We start from the raw sequence: 16,834 nt of genomic DNA, 5'->3' as shown, positions 1-16,834 counted from the left end.
GAACGATTCCGCCGCCCGGTGCGTCTGAGGCGGTATGAAGACGTATCGGATCGCGCTGCCGCTCCTGGTCGCCTGCCTGGCGCTAGGCGCCTGTGCCGGCCAGGACGGCAGCGGTAACCAGGATGGCGGCACGGCCGCCAGCCCGAGTCAGACGGGAGCGCCGGTGACCACCCCGACCGACGGGACTGCCGATCCGGCCACCCCCGGCGTACCGCCGACCGAGAGCAAGCCCACCGCGTGGCCGCCGGGCGGGCCGGGCGCGTCCTCCGCTCCGGGCGGCGCGACGATCACCGGAACCGTCACCTCCGGCGTCGAGCCGGGCTGTCTGCTGCTCGGCGAGTACCTGCTCGTCGGCGGCCCACGCGACGTGATCAAGTCGGGTGCCAAGCTCACCGTCACCGGCCGGGTCCAGCCCGACCTGATGACCACCTGCCAGCAGGGCACTCCGTTCCTGGTGGACCGGGCCACGCCCGCCTGACCGGCGCGCCGACCACTGGGGCCGGTCAGCGGGCCACCGGGAGGGTCGGTCAGTGGGCCACCGGGAGGGTCGGCCACCGGGCCACCGGGATCGGTCACCGGGCCACCGGGGCTAGACAACGCCACCAGGGTCGGACAGCGGGCCACCGGAAAGGGTGGAGCCCGCCCCCGCGACGAGCGGGGACGGGCTCCGGTGGTGCTCAGGAACGGGTCAGTTGACCGCGCCGATGGAGACCGAGCCACGGCCGACGACCGCGCCCTCGCTGGTCACCACGGCCAGCTCGCCGAAGAGCGACCGGCCCGCCTGCGGCGTCGACGCCGCCGTCACCGTGCCGGTGAGGCTGGCGGTGGCGCCGTGCGGCATCGGGGTCGCCGTGGTCGGGGCGGACAGGGTGCCCAGCGCCGGCGCCGAGAACGAGTCCCGGTAGTCGTAGGCGGTGGTGGAACCCGGGCCGTTGACCGCGTAGCCCTCGACGACCACCCGGTAGGTGCCCGCCGGCGGGTTGTTGATGGTCACCGCCTCCTCGGAGTCACCGTCGGCCTGGCGGCCGACCTCGGTGGTACCCCGGAAGACGAACAGGTCGAGGTCGGCGCCGACCTCGGCCGGGTTGCCGATCCGGGCGGTGAAGGTGGTCGCACCGGCCGGCACCTCGACGACGTACTCCTGCGAGGCGCCCTCACCGATCGTCGGACGCGCGGCGTTGACGCTGGAGAGCGGGGCACCCCGGCCGGAGACCGAGACCGGGCCGAAGGTGTTCTTCAGCGACCAGGTCACCTGGGTCGGCTGACCGGCGGGGACCGACGGCAGCTCGACGATGGCCGGCTCCACCTTGACGCCCTGGACCCGCACGTCGAGCTTGAACGGGTTGTTCAGGGCCGGCGAGGTCCGCCGCGACTCCACCTCGATCTCCCAGACCCCGGCGATCGGGTTCTGGTAGTCCCGCTCCTGCGGCTTGCAGGCGGCGGCGTCGGAGAAGTTGGTGTAGCAGCTCAGGCTGGAGGTGGGGTCGACCGGCACGCCGTACGGGTTGAAGGCGATGAACCGGGTCTGCGAGCCGGTGGCGATGCCGGAGAGGTTCACCTGGAGCGCGCCCGCGCCCGGCGGAACGGTCACGAAGTACGAGGTGAAGCTGTTCCGGTTCACCGAGCCCGAGGCCGAGTACGCGAAGTCCGGGGCCTTCACGTCGTTCGAGGCGACCACCACGGTGGAGACCTCGAAGTCGACGACGCTGGTCGCCGGGTCGTCGATCGTCATGATCGCGCCGTGCGCCCCGGTGGTGGTCGCCTTGGCGGTGACGTCGACCGTGACGGTCTTGTTCAGCGGCAGCGAGACGGACTTCGGCGCCTTGAAGGTGCCGTCGTTGCCGCGCAGCTCGATGTCGTGCTTGATCGTGCCGGCCGGGCCGCTGGTACGGGTGATCTTCACCGGGTAGGTCTTGCTCTGCCCGACCTTGTGGCCACCTGCGTTCGCGGCGCAGCGGTTGTAAACACCCACGCCCCGGTGCGGGTTCGGCACGAACTGGCCGAGCGAGGAATCGTACCGGGTCAGGTTGCCCGACAGCTCGGTGCAGACCGCCGCCTCGGAGGTGTAGGAGCGGGTCTCCACGCCCTTGCGGAGCAGGTTCCACGCGCCCGGCACGTTGACCATGCCGTAGCCCTGCCCGTAGGTCGGGACGTCGGCGATCGGCTTGGCCGAGGTGTACAGCGCGCGGCGCAGCGCGGCCGGGGTGACGCCCGTGCCGGTCGCCTTGGCGGCCGAGAGCAGCAGCGCGGTGGCACCGGCGGCCTGCGGGGCGGCCATCGAGGTGCCGTTGATCATCGCGTAGCCCGGGGGCAGCGGGTAGCCGGCCTCGGCGACCGGGCTGCCGGCCTGCCAGGTCGGCGCGGTGGAGATGGCCGAGCCCGGCGCGGTGAGCTGCGGCTTGAGACCGCCGTCCTCACGGGGGCCACGGGACGAGAAGTTGAACAGGGCGTTCTTCGTCGTCACCACCGAGCCGTAGTTGGCCAGCCAGGTCTCCTTGCTGATGCTGGCCGCGGTGCTGATCACGTTGGTGGCGACCGACGGGTCGCCGACCGTGTTCACACCCGGACCGGAGTTGCCGGCCGAGAGGACGAGCTGGACGCCGTAGACCTCGACCAGCTCGTTGTAGAGCACCGCGCGGGCGTTCGAGCCGTCGTTCAGGGTCGGCAGGCCACCGATCGACATGTTGACCACGTCGACCTTGCGGTTGATCACCAGGTCGGCCATACCGGTGGTGAGGGCGGCGAAGGTGCAGCCACCGCCCCACGAGCAGGCACGGGCGGAAACCAGCTTGGCACCGGGGGCGGCGCCGTCGAAGGCGCTGTTGCCGAGCATGTCGTTGGCGGCGGTGATGCCGGCGACATGGCTACCGTGGGTGCTCTCGACGATGCCGATGTTGACGTAGTCGACCAGGCCGGGGCCGCCGACCGGGCGGGTGTCCACGTCCTCGCGGTACTCGACCACGAACGGGATCTGCTCCCGTACGGCGGTGGCCGGGTTGTCGGTGCCGAAGCGGCCGACGTCGAACTTCTCCTTGTAGGGCCGCATCACGGCCTCGTCGGTGAAGTCGTTGTCCTGGTCGACGTCCACCCAGATGTTGTGGGTCACCGGGTCGTAGAGGATGCCCCAGGTGTCGGTGGTGTCGCCGTCACGGTTGACGTCGCCGGCCGGGTCGCTGGCCCGCGTGATCGACTCGCTGAACCGGTTGAACCGGTAGGTGCCGGCCGGGGCCTTGAAGGTGGAGGTGCCGACGGTGAAGGTCGGCCCGGTCACCTCAGTGATCATGGCCCGCCAGGTGGCGTCCTCCAGCGGGTCGGTCGCGGTCACCCAGTCGACGATCTTGCGCTCGCCGGTGGTGGTCTTCTGGAGCGCCGGGTGGTCGAGGTCCACACCGGAGTCCATGATGCCGATGGTGATGCCACGACCGTCCCACTCGGGGTTGCTGGCCTTGAACTTCTCGGCGCCGGTCTCGTGGGTCGGCATGTACGGGTTGACCGCTCCGGTGTCCGCGCCGGGGCCGCTGAGGGTCGCCCCCTGCTTCGCGGACCGGCTGCCGGCCGGGGCCGCCTCCGGCGTCGGGTCGGGCAGCTGGATGACCTCGTCCAGGTCCACCGCGGCGACACCGGGCAGCCGGGCCGCCTTGAGCGCCTTGTCGGTGGGCACCTTGGCCAGGACGTAGCCGATGCTGTCGAAGCGCTGGCTGATCGCGCCGCCCAGCTTCTCCATGCCGTCGGCGACCTTCTTCGCCTGCCCCTTGTCGGTGGCGACGATCATCGTGACGGTGGGGGCCTTCTTGGCCTCGGCCTCGGCGAGGAGCTTGGCGTCGTGCGCGCCCAGCGTCTCGGCGGCGGTGGCCGGAGCGGCATCGGACGGAGCGGCGCTCGCGGTGGCGGCACTGCCCGCGCCGGTCATGGCGCCAGCCGCCACGACGGACGCGAAGAGCGCGGCGGAGGTACGCCGGCCCAGGTTGCGGGGTTTACTCACGTTCTCTTTCCTCCAGAGAACCAGGGCTCTGCGATGCAGAGCACTCGTGAGCGTGATCCTTCGTGGTGCCGGGAGTCGATGTCACTACTCCGAAGTAGGTTGTGACCACCTCGTGACGTGAATCGGTCCACCCCGTCACGAAAAAAGTGCTAGTCGTCGATGCCGGTGGGCCGAACGGACGAAGTGGACGTAGCCGTACCCGGTGCTGCCAGCATGCCGACCGGTCGTCTGTCCTGATCAGCGCTGGGCCGGTCGGGTTGATGCCAGGGCGGTCGCGGCGGCGACCATCAGTGCTGCTCCGGTCAGGGCGCCGGTCCGAAGGATCACGAACGTGTACCCGATCCAGACCGGCATCGGCTCACCTGGTGCGGCGAGACTCTGGCCGAGCGCGAGCGTGCTGACGGCGGTGGCCGGTAGCAGTGCTGTGGCACCAGCGGTGAAGAGCCCGGCTACCAATAAACGTCCGGTGGGAGGGCGGCTCCGTAGTCGGCGGGCCATGACTGCGGTCAGCCACCAGCCGGCCAGTCCGCCGAGAAGCGCCCCAGCGATCGTCAGCGGGGTCACCACATGCGGAGGCGTTCGGGTCACCGACGTTTGGACGCTGGCCCGCTGGTCGTCGAGCAGTCCCTGGGACTCCACCACCACCCGCCATTCGTCCTGATGCGCCACAAACCGTGGGCAACAGTCGGAGTCCTGGATCGCGCCGACCTGCCAGCCGGCTAGGCGCAGGTCGGCGCGGGCCTGGCTAACCGCTGTCGCGGCGGACGCTCGCGATGGCCAGGTGCTCGTCCAGTGCACTGACCCCGGACGGTAGTCATCAACCCCTAGTAGTAGGTCACGCCAGTCCTGCCCCGCGTTGCCGGCAGCGAAGGCAGGTTCGAGCCGACGCGGATCGGTCGGCTGTGCAGGCAGGGCTGGTCCGGCTATCCGCCGGGCCTCGCCGTTCTCGGGTAGCGGTGCGGCGGTCTGCCAGCCCAGGAACGCGGCCAACGACGCGGTGGCGACCGCAGCCAAGACAACACCGATGACGGCTGCCGTGATCTCGCCGATGCCGCGAACGGTCAACCCGCCGCCGATCTGGTTCGTCCACGCTAGTGGGCGTGGTCGCCGTTCCGGCTGCGATCGGGACATGGTGTCTCCCTGGAGGCGTGCGGTTGCGGCGAGCGTAAGCCATTCGTTCGGTGCTGGTAGTGGCGATTCGACGTTGAGCGGTGAACTGCGCGAGGGTCGGATCCATTGCTGAATCGATGGGCCGGGCCGGGATTGGGGTCCCGACCCGGCCTATTGATCCGATGTGCGGGAAGCTGATGTCAGTAGATCCAGACTCCGTTGTAGATGCGAATCCAGCTGCCTGCACTGTAGAACCATCCCCGGTAGTAGATCCGGTGGGTGGTCGATCGGAAGCAGTCGGTGTCACGCCATCCGAGATAGGTGTTTGAACTCTTTCCCGTGGGGAGGTTGGCGTAGGGTCCCGTCGGCGAACAAGACGTGTGACTTGAGGAGCTTCGGCTCAAATTCAAGGTCTTTCCGCTTCGATTGTGAACGACCCCGCAGAGGATGTTGCACGAGGTGCCATCGGGACAATCTGGGGGTGGCGCGAGGGTGCCGGAGGTGCGTAGGGTGCCGAAACCCTCCTCGCAATCGAGTGGTGGAATGGCCTGCTTGGCCTCCTCGACATCGAGAACGAGGCCGGCGGCGTCGATCTCCTCCTGGGTGGTCGAGGGCTCGATGATGATCACCGTTGGCTCAGGGTCGTCTGCCTGCGCCGGAGTTGACGGCGAGAGGCCGATTCCTCCGATGGTTACAGCAAGCGCCCCCAGTGTCGCGATAATTGCGCGACGGATTCCCCGCATGGCGCCTCATTCAGTTGAAGGGTCTGCAGGAATCTTATATCGAAGAGATCTTTACTTCAATCATACGTTTGGATGTGCCACTGTATGGAAATTGCCTCTTGTTTTGCGCGAGACTGTGTGCCGTGGGAATTTTGTTCAGTTGTTGCCCGTTCCGTCCTTTTGGTTCGCCTGATGCGGCGGGGGGTGGTCAGGGTGGCTCTACTCTCGAGACTCCGTCAGCTCCGGGGCCTGCGGCTGCCGGGGGGCCACCTCCACCTGCGACGGTGTGGTCAACTCCTGGTCGGAGACCCCCAGCTCGGCCAGTTTGCGGGCACTGACCAGCACCCGCGCCTCCAGCGAGCCGACCGCCCGGTTGTACGCGGTCACCGCCGCACCCAGCGAGCCCCCGAGCCGGCCGACGTGCTCGCCCAGCGTGGACAGCCGGCTGTACAGCTCCCGGGCCAGCGAGTGCACCGCCACCGCGTTACGGGCCAGGGCCTCCTGCCGCCAGGAGTAGGCCACCGTCCGCAGCAGCGCCACCAGGGTCGCCGGGGTGGCCAGCACGACGTTCCGGCCGAACGCGTGCTCCAGCAGCGTCGGGTCGTGCTGCAACGCCACGTCCAGGAACGGATCGGCCGGCACGAAGAGCACCACGAACTCCGGCGTGTCGTCGAACGCCGCCCAGTAGGACTTCGCGGCCAGCGCGTCCACATGGGCCCGGAGGTGTTTCGCGTGTGCCCGCAGGCGGGTGTCCCGCTCCCGGTCGTCACGTGCCTCCATCGCGGTCAGGTACGCGTCGAAGGGCGCCTTGGCGTCCACCACCACCGAACGCCCGCCGTGCAACCGGACCACCAGGTCGGGGCGGACCTGCCGGTCGTCGACGGCGGCGGTGACCTGCTCGGCGAAGTCGCAGTGCTCCAACATGCCGGCCGCCTCGACGATCCGGCGGAGCTGGTGCTCACCCCACCGCCCGCGTACCTGGGGCGCGCGCAACGCCGCCACCAGCTGCTTGGTCTCGGTGCGCAGCTCACCGGAGACGGCGCCCATGGCCCGCACCTGCTCGCGCAGTTCGGCGTAGGCGTCCACCCGGTCACGCTCCAGTTCGGTCACCCGGGACTCGTAGCGGCGCAGCGTCTCGTGCAGCGGCGCGACCGCCCGGGCCACCGCCTCCTGCGACTGGGCGGTCGCCTCGTAGTTCAACGCCCGCATTGACTGCTCCAGCCGGCCCTCGCCCTCGCGGGCGGCGTGCAGTGTGGCGTCCAGCCGGGCGATCTCCGCCGCCGCGCGGGCCCGCGCCGCGAACCAGCCGACCGCGCCGCCGGCACCGAGGCAGACCACCACCACGGCCAGCGTCGAGAAGTCCATCCCCCGAGCTTGCCAAAACCGGTACGACGTGACGACCAGGGGTACCGTCGGGCCATGGACACGCTGATCTTCCTCGGCGTCGTCGCGCTGCTGCACGTGGCGGGCTTCGTCTGGTGGCAGTGGGACAGCGCCCGGCGTCGGGCCCGGGAGACCGCCGACGCCCGGGCCGAGGCGCTGCGCTGGTACGAACGCCTCGGTGGCCAGGTGATGAACCTGCACGGCGACGCCCCGGCGGTCCGTCAGGCCTTGGTCGACGCGGGTGAGCGGTACAACGCGGCCGGCAGTCAGTTGGAGCAGGCCCGGACGGTTCGGCAGTACGAGATCGCCCGGGACACCGCCCTGGAGGGGCTCGCCCACGTCCAGGCGGCGCGGACGGCGCTCGGGCTCGACGCCCACCAGCCTGCCCGGCCTGCCCACCCGCCTGCGCCCGAGTGGTAGCAGGGGACCCTTCCTCCTCAGAAAACGGTAGGAAGGGTCCCCTGCTACCAACCCGTCGGTGCTGGTGCCGCCAACCCGTCAGCCGGTGTTGCGCATCCCGGCGGCGATGCCGTTCACCGTGGTGAGCAGCGCACGCTCCAGGGCCGTACCGTCGCTGGGGGCCCGGCGACCGCCCGGCGCGGTGGCCACCGCACGTCCGGCCGCCCCGGAGTCGCGGTACTGCCGCAGCAGCGCCACCTGGAGGTGGTGCAGCGGTTCGAGATAGGTGTCCCGTACGGCCAGGGTGCGCTGGAGCACCGGGGAGTTCTCCAGCAGGGCGGGGGAACCGGTCACCGCCAGCACCTCCTGCTTGGTCAGCTCGTACTCCTGCTCGATCTTGCCGAAGATCGGTTGCAGGGGCTCCGGGACCAGGGTCTCGACGTACCGGCGGGCGATGGTCAGGTCGGTCTTGGTCAGCATCATCTCGACGTTCGACAGGAACGTCCGGAAGAAGTGCCAGTTCCGGTGCATCTCGGCGAGCACGTCGGAGAGCCCCGCCTCACGGGCGGCGGCCAGCCCGGAGCCCACCCCGTACCAGCCGGGGACGATCTGCCGGGTCTGGGTCCAGCCGAACACCCACGGGATCGCCCGCAGCCCGGCCAGTCCCGCGCCGGTGTTCGGCCGCTTCGCCGGCCGGGAGCCGATGTTCAGCGCGCCGAGCAGCTCGGTCGGGGTGGACGCCCAGAAGTACGCCGGCAGGTCCGGGTCCTCCACCAGGGAGCGGTAGCGCCGGAACGCCGACTCGGAGACCACGTCCATCGCGGCGTCCCAGCGTTCCAGCATCTCGGCTGGCTGCCGGGGCGCGGTGTGCAGCAACGTCGCCTGGAGCACGGCGGCCAGGGTCAGTTCCAGGTTCTCCCGGGCCAGCGACGGCAGGGTGTACTTGTCGGAGATGACCTCGCCCTGCTCGGTGACCTTGATCGCGCCGTCCAGCGTGCCGTACGGCTGGGCCAGGATCGCCTCGTGGGTGGGGCCGCCGCCCCGGCCGACCGTGCCGCCCCGGCCGTGGAACAGCCGCAGGTGCACGCCGTGCCGGGCGGCCACGTCCCGCAGCGCCCGCTGCGCCCGGTGGATCGACCACTGGCTGGTGGTGATGCCGGCCTCCTTGTTGGAGTCGGAGTAGCCGAGCATCACCTCCTGCACGTCGTCGCGGGCCGCCACCAACTGCCGGTACGCGGGCAGCGACAGCAGCTCGTCGAGCAGCTCGCCGCCGGCGTTCAGCTCGGCCGGGGTCTCCAGCAGCGGTACGAACCCGATCCGCGCCCGGCCGCTGTGCACGTCGACCAGCCCCGCCTCGCGGGCCAGCACCACGGCGGCGAGCACGTCGTCCACGCCGAGCGTCATTGAGACGATGTACGACTCGATGACCTCGGCGCCGAACCGGTCCTGGGCCTCCCGGATCGCGCCGAAGACGTCGAAGGTCTTCCGGGCCCCCTCGGTCAGCGGGGTGTCCGCGGTGGAGAGCGGCCGGCGTCCGGTCAGCTCGTCGGCGAGGAGCTTCGTCCGCTCCAGGCGGGTCAGCGACGGGTAGTCGTCCACCTCGCCGACGGCCTTGTAGAGCTGGGCGAGCACGGCGTGGTGCGCCTCGGCGTGCTCGCGGATGTCCATCGTCGCCAGGTGCAGGCCGAACGCCGACACCGTCCGGATCGTCGAGGCGAGCCGCCCCACGGCGGTGAGCTGACCGGAGTTGCGGGCCAGCGAGGCGCGCAGCAGCTCCAGGTCGGCGACCAGCTCGGCGGAGCCACGGTAGTCCCGTCCCGGCACGTGCGGGGTGCCCTGGCGCAGCCGCTGCCGGGTGTTGGCCAGCTTCGCCTTCACGCACCGGGCCTTGAGCCGGTACGGCTCCTCGGCGTTGACCCGGCGGAACCGGGGGGCAACCTCGGGCAGCGCGTCAAGGTCGGTGGCGAGGCTGGCGGACAGGTCGAGCGAGACGCCGCGCAGCCGACGGGAGACCGACACCTCGTTGATCAGGTGGTCCATCGCCCGCTCGGTGGCGGCGATGCCGTGCTCGTGCTGGATGACCAGCACCTCACGGGTCACCGCCGGGGTGACGAACGGGTTGCCGTCCCGGTCGCCGCCGATCCACGTGCCGAAGCTCAACGGCCGGGCGGTCGGCGAGGTCTCCACGCCCAGGGTGCGCAGCGTGTCGGCCAGGTCGTCGAGGACCTGCGGCGCGGCCTCGGCGTACAGGTCGCGCAGGTAGTAGATGGCGTTGCGGGCCTCGTCGGTCGGGTCCGGCCGGTCCAGCCGCAGCTCGTCGGTCTGCCACATCAGGTCGAGCAGTTCGGCGAGGCGGCGGTTCGCCGGTCCCTCGTCGCTCGCGCCGTAGAGGATCGCGTTGGCCGTCTCGGTGTCCAGCTCGTCGGCGATGGCGCGGAGCTTGGACAGGATCGAGCGGCGGGCCGCCTCGGTCGGGTGGGCGGTGAAGACCGGCCGGACCGCGAGCCGGCGGGCCGCTCCGGCGATCTCCTCCGCCGGTACGCCACGCTCGGAGATCATGGTGGCGGCCTGGTCCAGCCAGCCGCCCTGCACGGCGCGGCGACGGCGCAGGTCCCGCGCCCGGTGCACCTGCTCGGTGATGTTCGCCAGGTGGAAGTAGGTGGAGAAGGCCCGCGCCAGCTTGGTGCCGGTGGTGACGTCGAGGCCGCCGAGGCGGTGCGCGGCCGCCGGGGCGTCGGTGCGGACCAGGGCGCGGATCTCCTCGACCAGGTCGAGCAGGGGGCGCCCCTCCTGCCGGGCCAGGGTCTGTCCGAGCAGGGTGCCCAGTCGGCGGATGTCGGCCCGCAGCGCGGCGTCCGGGCCGTCGTGGTCGTGCTGGTCGGTCACGGGGTGCGCTCCTTACGTGAGGACGAAGGACTGCGCTGTCCGACTCCCTGGATCGTATCCGCGCCACCTCCCTGCGGGGGGAGCGGCCCTGAGATGTCGCTCATTGCGTGGGAATCCCCAGCTGTGCTGCGGCGCCGGGAAAACCGGTTGGGGCGGCCGATAGCGTCGGACCATGGTCGACCGCACGTACCCGCCCAAACCGCGCCCCGGCGACCGGGTCGCGGTGGTCTCCCCGTCCGCCGGACTGCCGGCGGTCTTCCCGCACGTGTACGAGCTGGGCCTGCGCCGGCTCCGGGAGGAGCTCGGGCTGGAGCCGGTCGAGTACCCGACCACCCGGCTGATGGACGCCGACCCCCGCGACCGGGCCCGGGACGTCACCGCCGCGTTCGCCGACCCGACCGTCACGGCGGTGCTCGCCACCATCGGCGGCGACGACCAGATCACCGTGACCCCGCACCTGGACGACGCGGTGCTGCGCGCCAACCCCAAGCCGTACTTCGGTTACTCGGACAACACCAACCTGCTCAACCACCTGCACCGGCTGGGCATCGTGGGCTACCACGGCGGATCGGTGCTGGTGCACCTCGGCCGCCCGGGCGCGCCGCATCCGCTGACCATGGAGTCGTTGCGCGCCGCCCTGTTCACCTCGGACTGGTACGAGCTGCGCCCGGCCCGGGAGTGGGGCGACGAGCCCCTCGACTGGGGCGACCCGTCGACCCTGGACACCGAGCCGCCGATGTTCCCGGGCACCGGCTGGACGTGGGCCGGGCCGCAGCGCGCCGTCGAGGGGCCCGTGTGGGGCGGCAACCTGGAGATCCTGCACTGGCTGGCCGCCGCCGACCGGATCGCCCCGGCCGCCGAGCTGGTCGGCTCGGTGCTGCTGGTCGAGACGTCCGAGGAACTGCCGTCGGCCGTCGAGGTGTACCGGATGCTGCGCAACCTGGGGGAGCGGGGGCTGCTCGCCGGCTTCCCCGCCGTCCTGGTCGGACGGGCCAAGGCCTGGGACTTCGCCCGCCCGCACACCGTCGAGCAGCGCCACGGGTACGCCGAGGCGCAGCGGGCGGCGGTCACCCGCGCGTTGCGCGAGTACGCCCCGGACGCCGTGGTCGTCTTCGACGTCGACCTCGGTCACACCGACCCGCAGTTGATCGTCCCGTACGGCGGGCAGGTGCGCGTCGACGCCGTGACCCGCCGCATCACCGTCCGCTACTGACCCCGCCCGGCCCCGGATCGGCCTGGGCCGGCTTGATCCACTCCGGCGGCATGATCCACTCCGGTTCGCCGATGTCGGGGTGTCCACCCGACCGGACACCGCGATATCGCCAAAACCGAGGGGGCGTCTGGTCTGCTACTGGGTGGCCCGCTCCCGGACGAACACCCCGGCACCAGGCGCGCCGTCGACGAGTCCCCGCGCCTTGAGCCAGTCGATGGCGGAGCGTACGACCTGGCGGGACACCGTGAACTCGGCGCAGAGTTCGGTGCCCGAGGGCAGCTTGTGCCGGACCGGGTCCGCCGCCTCGGCCCCTTGCCCGCGAGCCTGGCCGCCTGACCGCCCGCCGCCCTTGATCCACTCTGATTGCGGCATGTCGGGGTGTCCGGCGTCGGGGTGGCCCCGACTTGCCGCGATCAGTGGCCGCCCTCTCTGAGACGGGGCGGGCGGGGAAGGGTCAGGGGGCGACGGGGCAGCGGCCGGCGCTGAAGTGGGTCACCGCCGCCATGATCTCCTGCTCCGAGCGGTCCGCGAAGTTCAGCGTCGACACCAGACCCGAGCCGTAGAACGCGTTCAACATGCTGCTGTCCAGCGCGGTGTACGCCCCGAGGTTCTGCAACATGCGCGGATCACGGAGCTGGACGACCAGCATCTTCTCCAGGCTCCACCGGCGGCGACGGATCTGCGCGACCGCCTCCCAGGGCACCCAGACCGCCTGGCCACGCGTCGGTCGCGTCCGGATCCAGAGCCCGGCCGGGCTCAGCGCCAGCACCGGACCGCCCGAGGCGATCAGCCACAGTTGGATCCCGAGCGGCAGGCCGATCGCGGCGAGCAGGCAGACGAAGATGCCGACGATGCCGAGGGCGGCGTTGGCGCGCATGTCCGGGTCGGTGGAGCCCGCCAGGCCGAGGCCGGCGAGGCAGACGATCGGGCTGAGCAGGACCAGCGCGACCGCGCCCATGACCAGGCCCCGCTTGGCGACGCTGGGGCGGACCACGAAGGGTTGGTCCTCCGGGATGCGCTTGGCCGTCGGGGCCGGCGGGGGCGGGTAACCCGGATGCCCCGTCGGGTACCCGGGCGCGGGGGGTCCGGGCTGCGGGTATCCCGGCGACGGGGTGCCGTATGGCGGCTGCGGCGAGTGGCCGTGCGGCGGCGGGCCGTACGAGGGCTGGCCGTACGGGGGCTGCGGCGGGTGGCCGGGCGGAGGAGGGGTGGTCACCGGGTTGCTCCAGCTCTCGGGCGGGACAGGGGCGCCCAGCGTACGACGGGTCCGCGTGGAACGTCTGCGGCACCGATCCTCCCCCGGGACGGTGGCGCCGGCACCGGTCAAATCGTTCGTACCGCGAGATAGGCTGGCACTCGCACACCCCCGTCCGGACGGACTCGGGGTACCTGTTCGTGTGCCAGCAGCCCACCGGGCGTGCTCTCTCGGCGACACTCACTGGAAGTGATGCAGATGCTCACCGGCCTCTTCTCCGCCGCCCTGGCCGACCCGGGGCTGGCCCGGGCGCGTGACCTGGCGCGCTCCGGTGCCGCGCAGGTCGACGGACTCGACCTGACCGCCCCGCCGGCCCTGCGCCCGTTCGCGGTGGCCGCCGTGGCCGCCGATGCGGCCGGGGCGCAGGGCGGGGCCGGGCGGCCGGTGCTCGCGGTCACCGCGACCACCCGGGAGGCCGACGACTTGGCCGCCGCGCTGGGCAGCCTTCTTCCGCCGGAGCAGGTCGCGGTCTTCCCCTCCTGGGAGACGCTGCCGCACGAGCGGCTCTCGCCCCGTTCCGACACCGTCGGCCGGCGGCTGGCCGTGCTGCGTCGGCTCGCCCACCCGGCCGCGGTCGACGCGCACGGCCGCAGCGGGCCCCTGCGGGTGGTCGTCGCGCCCGTCCGGTCGCTGCTGCAACCGCAGCTCAAGGGCCTCGGCGACCTGGAACCGGTGCAGCTCGCCCCGGGCGAGGAGGCCGACCTGGAGGGGGTCGCCCGCCGGCTGACCGACATGGCGTACGCCCGGGTGGACCTGGTCACCAAGCGAGGCGAGTTCGCCGTCCGAGGCGGCATCCTCGACGTCTTCCCGCCCACCGACGAGCACCCGTCCCGGGTCGAGTTCTGGGGCGACGAGGTGGAGGAGATCCGCACCTTCGCCGTTGCCGACCAGCGCACCATCGAGGCGTCCCCCCGGCTGTGGGCCCCGCCGTGCCGGGAGTTGCTGCTCTCCCCGGCGGTGCGGAAGCGGGCCGCCGTCCTGGCGCAGGAGCACCCCGAGCTGGCCGAGATCCTCGACAAGCTGGCGGAGGGCATCCCGGTCGAGGGGATGGAGTCGCTCGCGCCGGAACTGGTCGGACCCGACTCGATGGAACTGCTGCTGCACAGCATGCCGGCCGGCACCCACGTCCTGCTCTGCGACCCGGAGCGGATCCGCACCCGGGCGCACGACCTGGTCCGTACCTCGGACGAGTTCCTCCAGGCCAGCTGGGCCGCGGCGGCCGTCGGGGGCCGGGCCCCGGTCGACCTCGGCGCCGCCGCCTTCAAGACCCTGGCCGAGGTACGCTCGGCCGCCGCCGCCCTGGGGCAGCCCTGGTGGACGCTGTCGCCGTTCGGCCTGGTCGAGTCGGACGGCGCGCCGGCGCGCCAGCCCTGGGAGGACGAGCCGGCCGACGTCGACGTCTCCCCCGACGACGCCATCGCGGTGACCCTGGCCGCGCAGCCGGCCCCGCTCTACCACGGCGAGACGCCCCGGCTGGTCGACGACCTGAAGCGCTGGGCCGGCGAGGGCTGGTCGATCGCCCTGGTCTTCGAGGGGCACGGTCCCGCCCAGCGGGCCGTCGAGGTGCTCCGCGACGCCGGCCTGGGCGCCCGGCTGACCGAGGAGGTGCCGACCGCCCCGGAGCCGGGCGAACTGCTGGTCACCTGTGGCTCGCTCAGCCAGGGCTTCGTCGACGAGGCGTCCCGGTTCGTCCTGCTCACCGGCAACGACGTCACCGGCGGCCGGGGCACCTCGACCCGGGACATGCGCAAGCTGCCGAGCCGGCGGCGCAACACCATCGACCCGCTGGAGCTGAAGGCCGGCGACCACGTCGTGCACGAGCAGCACGGCATCGGCCGGTACGTCGAACTCGTGCAGCGGACCGTCAACGGCGCGTCCCGGGAGTACCTCGTCATCGAGTACGCCCCGAGCAAGCGCGGCCAGCCCGGCGACCGGCTCTTCGTCCCCACCGACCAGCTGGACCAGCTCTCCCGGTACGTCGGCGGCGAGCAGCCGGCCCTGCACAAGATGGGCGGCGCGGACTGGCAGAAGTCCAAGGCCCGGGCCCGCAAGGCGGTCAGGGAGATCGCCGCCCAGCTCATCCAGCTCTACGCGGCCCGCAAGGCGTCCAAGGGACACGCCTTCGGGCCGGACACCCCGTGGCAGCGGGAGCTGGAGGACGCCTTCCCGTGGCAGGAGACCCCCGACCAGCTCGCCGCCATCGAGGAGGTCAAGCGGGACATGGAGCAGACCGTCCCGATGGACCGGCTGATCTGCGGCGACGTCGGCTACGGCAAGACCGAGATCGCGGTACGGGCGGCGTTCAAGGCGGTGCAGGACGGCAAGCAGGTGGCCGTGCTGGTGCCGACCACGCTCCTGGCCCAGCAGCACTACAACACCTTCGCCGAGCGGATGAACCAGTTCCCGATCGAGATCCGGCAGCTCTCCCGGTTCCAGACGCCGAAGGAGGCCGAGCGGACCATGGAGATGGTCGCCGAGGGGAGCGCCGACATCGTGATCGGCACCCACCGGCTGCTCTCCGCGGCCACCCGGTTCAAACAGCTCGGCCTGGTGATCGTCGACGAGGAGCAGCGTTTCGGCGTCGAGCACAAGGAGCACCTGAAGACGCTGCGCGCCTCGGTGGACGTGCTCAGCATGTCGGCCACCCCGATCCCCCGGACCCTGGAGATGGCGATCACCGGCATCCGGGAGATGTCCACCATCGCCACCCCGCCGGAGGAGCGGCACCCGGTGCTCACCTTCGTCGGGGCGTTCGACGAGCGGCAGGTCGCCGCCTCCATCCACCGCGAGCTGCTCCGCGACGGCCAGGTGTTCTACCTGCACAACCGGGTCGAGTCGATCGACAAGGCGGCCCGGCGGATCCGGGAGATGGTGCCCGAGGCCCGGGTCGCGGTCGCGCACGGCCAGATGGGCGAGGACGCCCTGGAGAAGGTGATGGTCGGCTTCTGGGAGAAGGAGTTCGACGTCCTGGTCTGCACCACGATCGTGGAGTCCGGCATCGACATCCCGAACGCGAACACGCTGATCGTGGAGCGGGCCGACCTGCTCGGCCTGGCCCAGCTGCACCAGATCCGGGGCCGGGTCGGCCGGGGGCGGGAGCGGGCGTACGCCTACTTCCTCTACCCGCCGGAGAAGCCGCTCACCGAGCACGCCCACGAGCGACTGGCCACCATCGCCCAGCACACCGAGCTGGGCGCGGGCATGTACGTGGCGATGAAGGACCTGGAGATCCGGGGCGCCGGCAACCTGCTCGGCGGCGAGCAGTCCGGCCACATCGAGGGGGTCGGCTTCGACCTGTACGTCCGGATGGTCGGCGAGGCGGTGCAGGCGTTCAAGGGTGAGCGCCCCGAGGAGGAGACCGACGTCAAGATCGACCTGCCGGTCGACGCGCACCTGCCGCACGACTACGTCGGCGTGGAGCGGCTGCGCCTGGAGATGTACCGCAAGCTCGCCGAGGCGCGTGACGAGGAGCGGCTGCGCGAGGTGGCCGCCGAGATGACCGACCGGTACGGCGAGCCGCCCGCCCCGGTGCAGAACCTGATCGCGGTGGCGAGGTTCCGGCTCCTGGCCCGCCGGTACGGCCTGACCGACGTGAGCATGCAGGGCAAGCACATCCGGTTCGGCCCGCTGCCGCTGCCCGACTCCAAGCAGCTGCGGCTCAAGCGGTACCACCCGGACTCGGTCTACAAGTCCGCGCTCGACCAGGTCAGCGTCCCGCGGCCCAGCACCAGGAGGGTCGGCGGCGAACCGCTGCGCGACCAGGCCCTCCTGGAGTGGTGCGCCCAGCTCCTTGCCGACGTCCTCGGCGCCCCGACCCCCGTCCCGGCGCGTTGAGGGGCAGGCCGGGGCGGGGGTGGGGGTGCCGACGTGAGAGAGTGACGGTC

General features: G+C 71.7%; 10 protein-coding genes and 1 pseudogene. 4 read left to right on the top strand and 7 right to left on the bottom strand.

The window, feature by feature from the left end:
• Positions 1 to 34: 34 nt before the first annotated feature.
• Positions 35 to 478: a hypothetical protein gene (locus GA0070618_RS05485; protein WP_088980666.1), complete on the top strand. Its 444-nt coding sequence runs from the start codon at positions 35 to 37 to the stop codon at positions 476 to 478.
• A gap of 210 nt (positions 479 to 688) precedes the next feature.
• On the opposite strand, the gene GA0070618_RS05480 is transcribed toward GA0070618_RS05485, so the two are convergent.
• The 4 genes from GA0070618_RS05480 to GA0070618_RS05470 form a co-directional block, all read right to left on the bottom strand.
• The gene (locus GA0070618_RS05480) at positions 689 to 3,982 is read right to left on the bottom strand and encodes a S8 family serine peptidase (protein WP_088980665.1); all 3,294 of its coding nucleotides are present in this window, start codon (positions 3,980 to 3,982) and stop codon (positions 689 to 691) included.
• Positions 3,983 to 4,219: 237 nt separating this feature from the next.
• Entirely contained in the window at positions 4,220 to 5,047 is an 828-nt protein-coding gene (locus tag GA0070618_RS33300; RefSeq protein WP_143740238.1) for a hypothetical protein, read from the bottom strand.
• Between the two features lie 245 nt (positions 5,048 to 5,292).
• Positions 5,293 to 5,721: a hypothetical protein gene (locus tag GA0070618_RS33295; protein ID WP_231931613.1), complete on the bottom strand. Its 429-nt coding sequence runs from the start codon at positions 5,719 to 5,721 to the stop codon at positions 5,293 to 5,295.
• Between the two features lie 312 nt (positions 5,722 to 6,033).
• Positions 6,034 to 7,179, bottom strand: coding sequence for a DNA recombination protein RmuC (locus GA0070618_RS05470; RefSeq protein ID WP_088980663.1), 1,146 nt, complete (start codon positions 7,177 to 7,179; stop codon positions 6,034 to 6,036).
• Positions 7,180 to 7,233: 54 nt separating this feature from the next.
• Between GA0070618_RS05470 and GA0070618_RS05465 the strand changes: the two are divergent.
• A pseudogene (locus GA0070618_RS05465) lies at positions 7,234 to 7,569 on the top strand (hypothetical protein); the annotation flags it as partial.
• A gap of 126 nt (positions 7,570 to 7,695) precedes the next feature.
• Here GA0070618_RS05465 and ppc read toward each other — a convergent pair.
• Positions 7,696 to 10,482, bottom strand: a complete 2,787-nt coding sequence (ppc, locus tag GA0070618_RS05460; RefSeq protein ID WP_088980662.1) for a phosphoenolpyruvate carboxylase — start codon at positions 10,480 to 10,482, stop codon at positions 7,696 to 7,698.
• A 172-nt stretch (positions 10,483 to 10,654) separates the two neighbouring features.
• Between ppc and GA0070618_RS05455 the strand changes: the two genes are divergently transcribed.
• Entirely contained in the window at positions 10,655 to 11,695 is a 1,041-nt protein-coding gene (locus GA0070618_RS05455) for a S66 family peptidase (RefSeq protein ID WP_088980661.1), read from the top strand.
• A 135-nt stretch (positions 11,696 to 11,830) separates the two neighbouring features.
• On the opposite strand, the gene GA0070618_RS05450 is transcribed toward GA0070618_RS05455, so the two are convergent.
• The gene (locus tag GA0070618_RS05450) at positions 11,831 to 12,067 is read right to left on the bottom strand and encodes a GntR family transcriptional regulator (RefSeq protein WP_088980660.1); all 237 of its coding nucleotides are present in this window, start codon (positions 12,065 to 12,067) and stop codon (positions 11,831 to 11,833) included.
• Positions 12,068 to 12,149: 82 nt separating this feature from the next.
• On the bottom strand, positions 12,150 to 12,911 hold the full coding sequence (locus tag GA0070618_RS05445) for a hypothetical protein (RefSeq protein ID WP_143740236.1): 762 nt from the start codon (positions 12,909 to 12,911) through the stop codon (positions 12,150 to 12,152).
• Positions 12,912 to 13,148: 237 nt separating this feature from the next.
• Between GA0070618_RS05445 and mfd the strand changes: the two genes are divergently transcribed.
• Positions 13,149 to 16,784, top strand: a complete 3,636-nt coding sequence (gene mfd, locus GA0070618_RS05440) for a transcription-repair coupling factor (RefSeq protein ID WP_088985304.1) — start codon at positions 13,149 to 13,151, stop codon at positions 16,782 to 16,784.
• Positions 16,785 to 16,834: the final 50 nt, after the last annotated feature.

The sequence above is a fragment of the Micromonospora echinospora genome (assembly GCF_900091495.1).
GTDB lineage: Bacteria > Actinomycetota > Actinomycetes > Mycobacteriales > Micromonosporaceae > Micromonospora > Micromonospora echinospora.
This window is presented reverse-complemented; position numbering and strand designations above follow the sequence as displayed.

Excerpts from the sequence above, each read along its gene's own strand:
- GA0070618_RS05455 (WP_088980661.1), top strand. The coding sequence starts at position 10,655 with ATGGTCGACCGCACGTACCCGCCCAAACCGCGCCCCGGCGACCGGGTC.
- GA0070618_RS05470 (WP_088980663.1), bottom strand. The coding sequence starts at position 7,179 with ATGGACTTCTCGACGCTGGCCGTGGTGGTGGTCTGCCTCGGTGCCGGC.
- mfd (WP_088985304.1), top strand. The coding sequence starts at position 13,149 with ATGCTCACCGGCCTCTTCTCCGCCGCCCTGGCCGACCCGGGGCTGGCC.
- GA0070618_RS05450 (WP_088980660.1), bottom strand. The coding sequence starts at position 12,067 with ATGCCGCAATCAGAGTGGATCAAGGGCGGCGGGCGGTCAGGCGGCCAG.
- GA0070618_RS05485 (WP_088980666.1), top strand. The coding sequence starts at position 35 with ATGAAGACGTATCGGATCGCGCTGCCGCTCCTGGTCGCCTGCCTGGCG.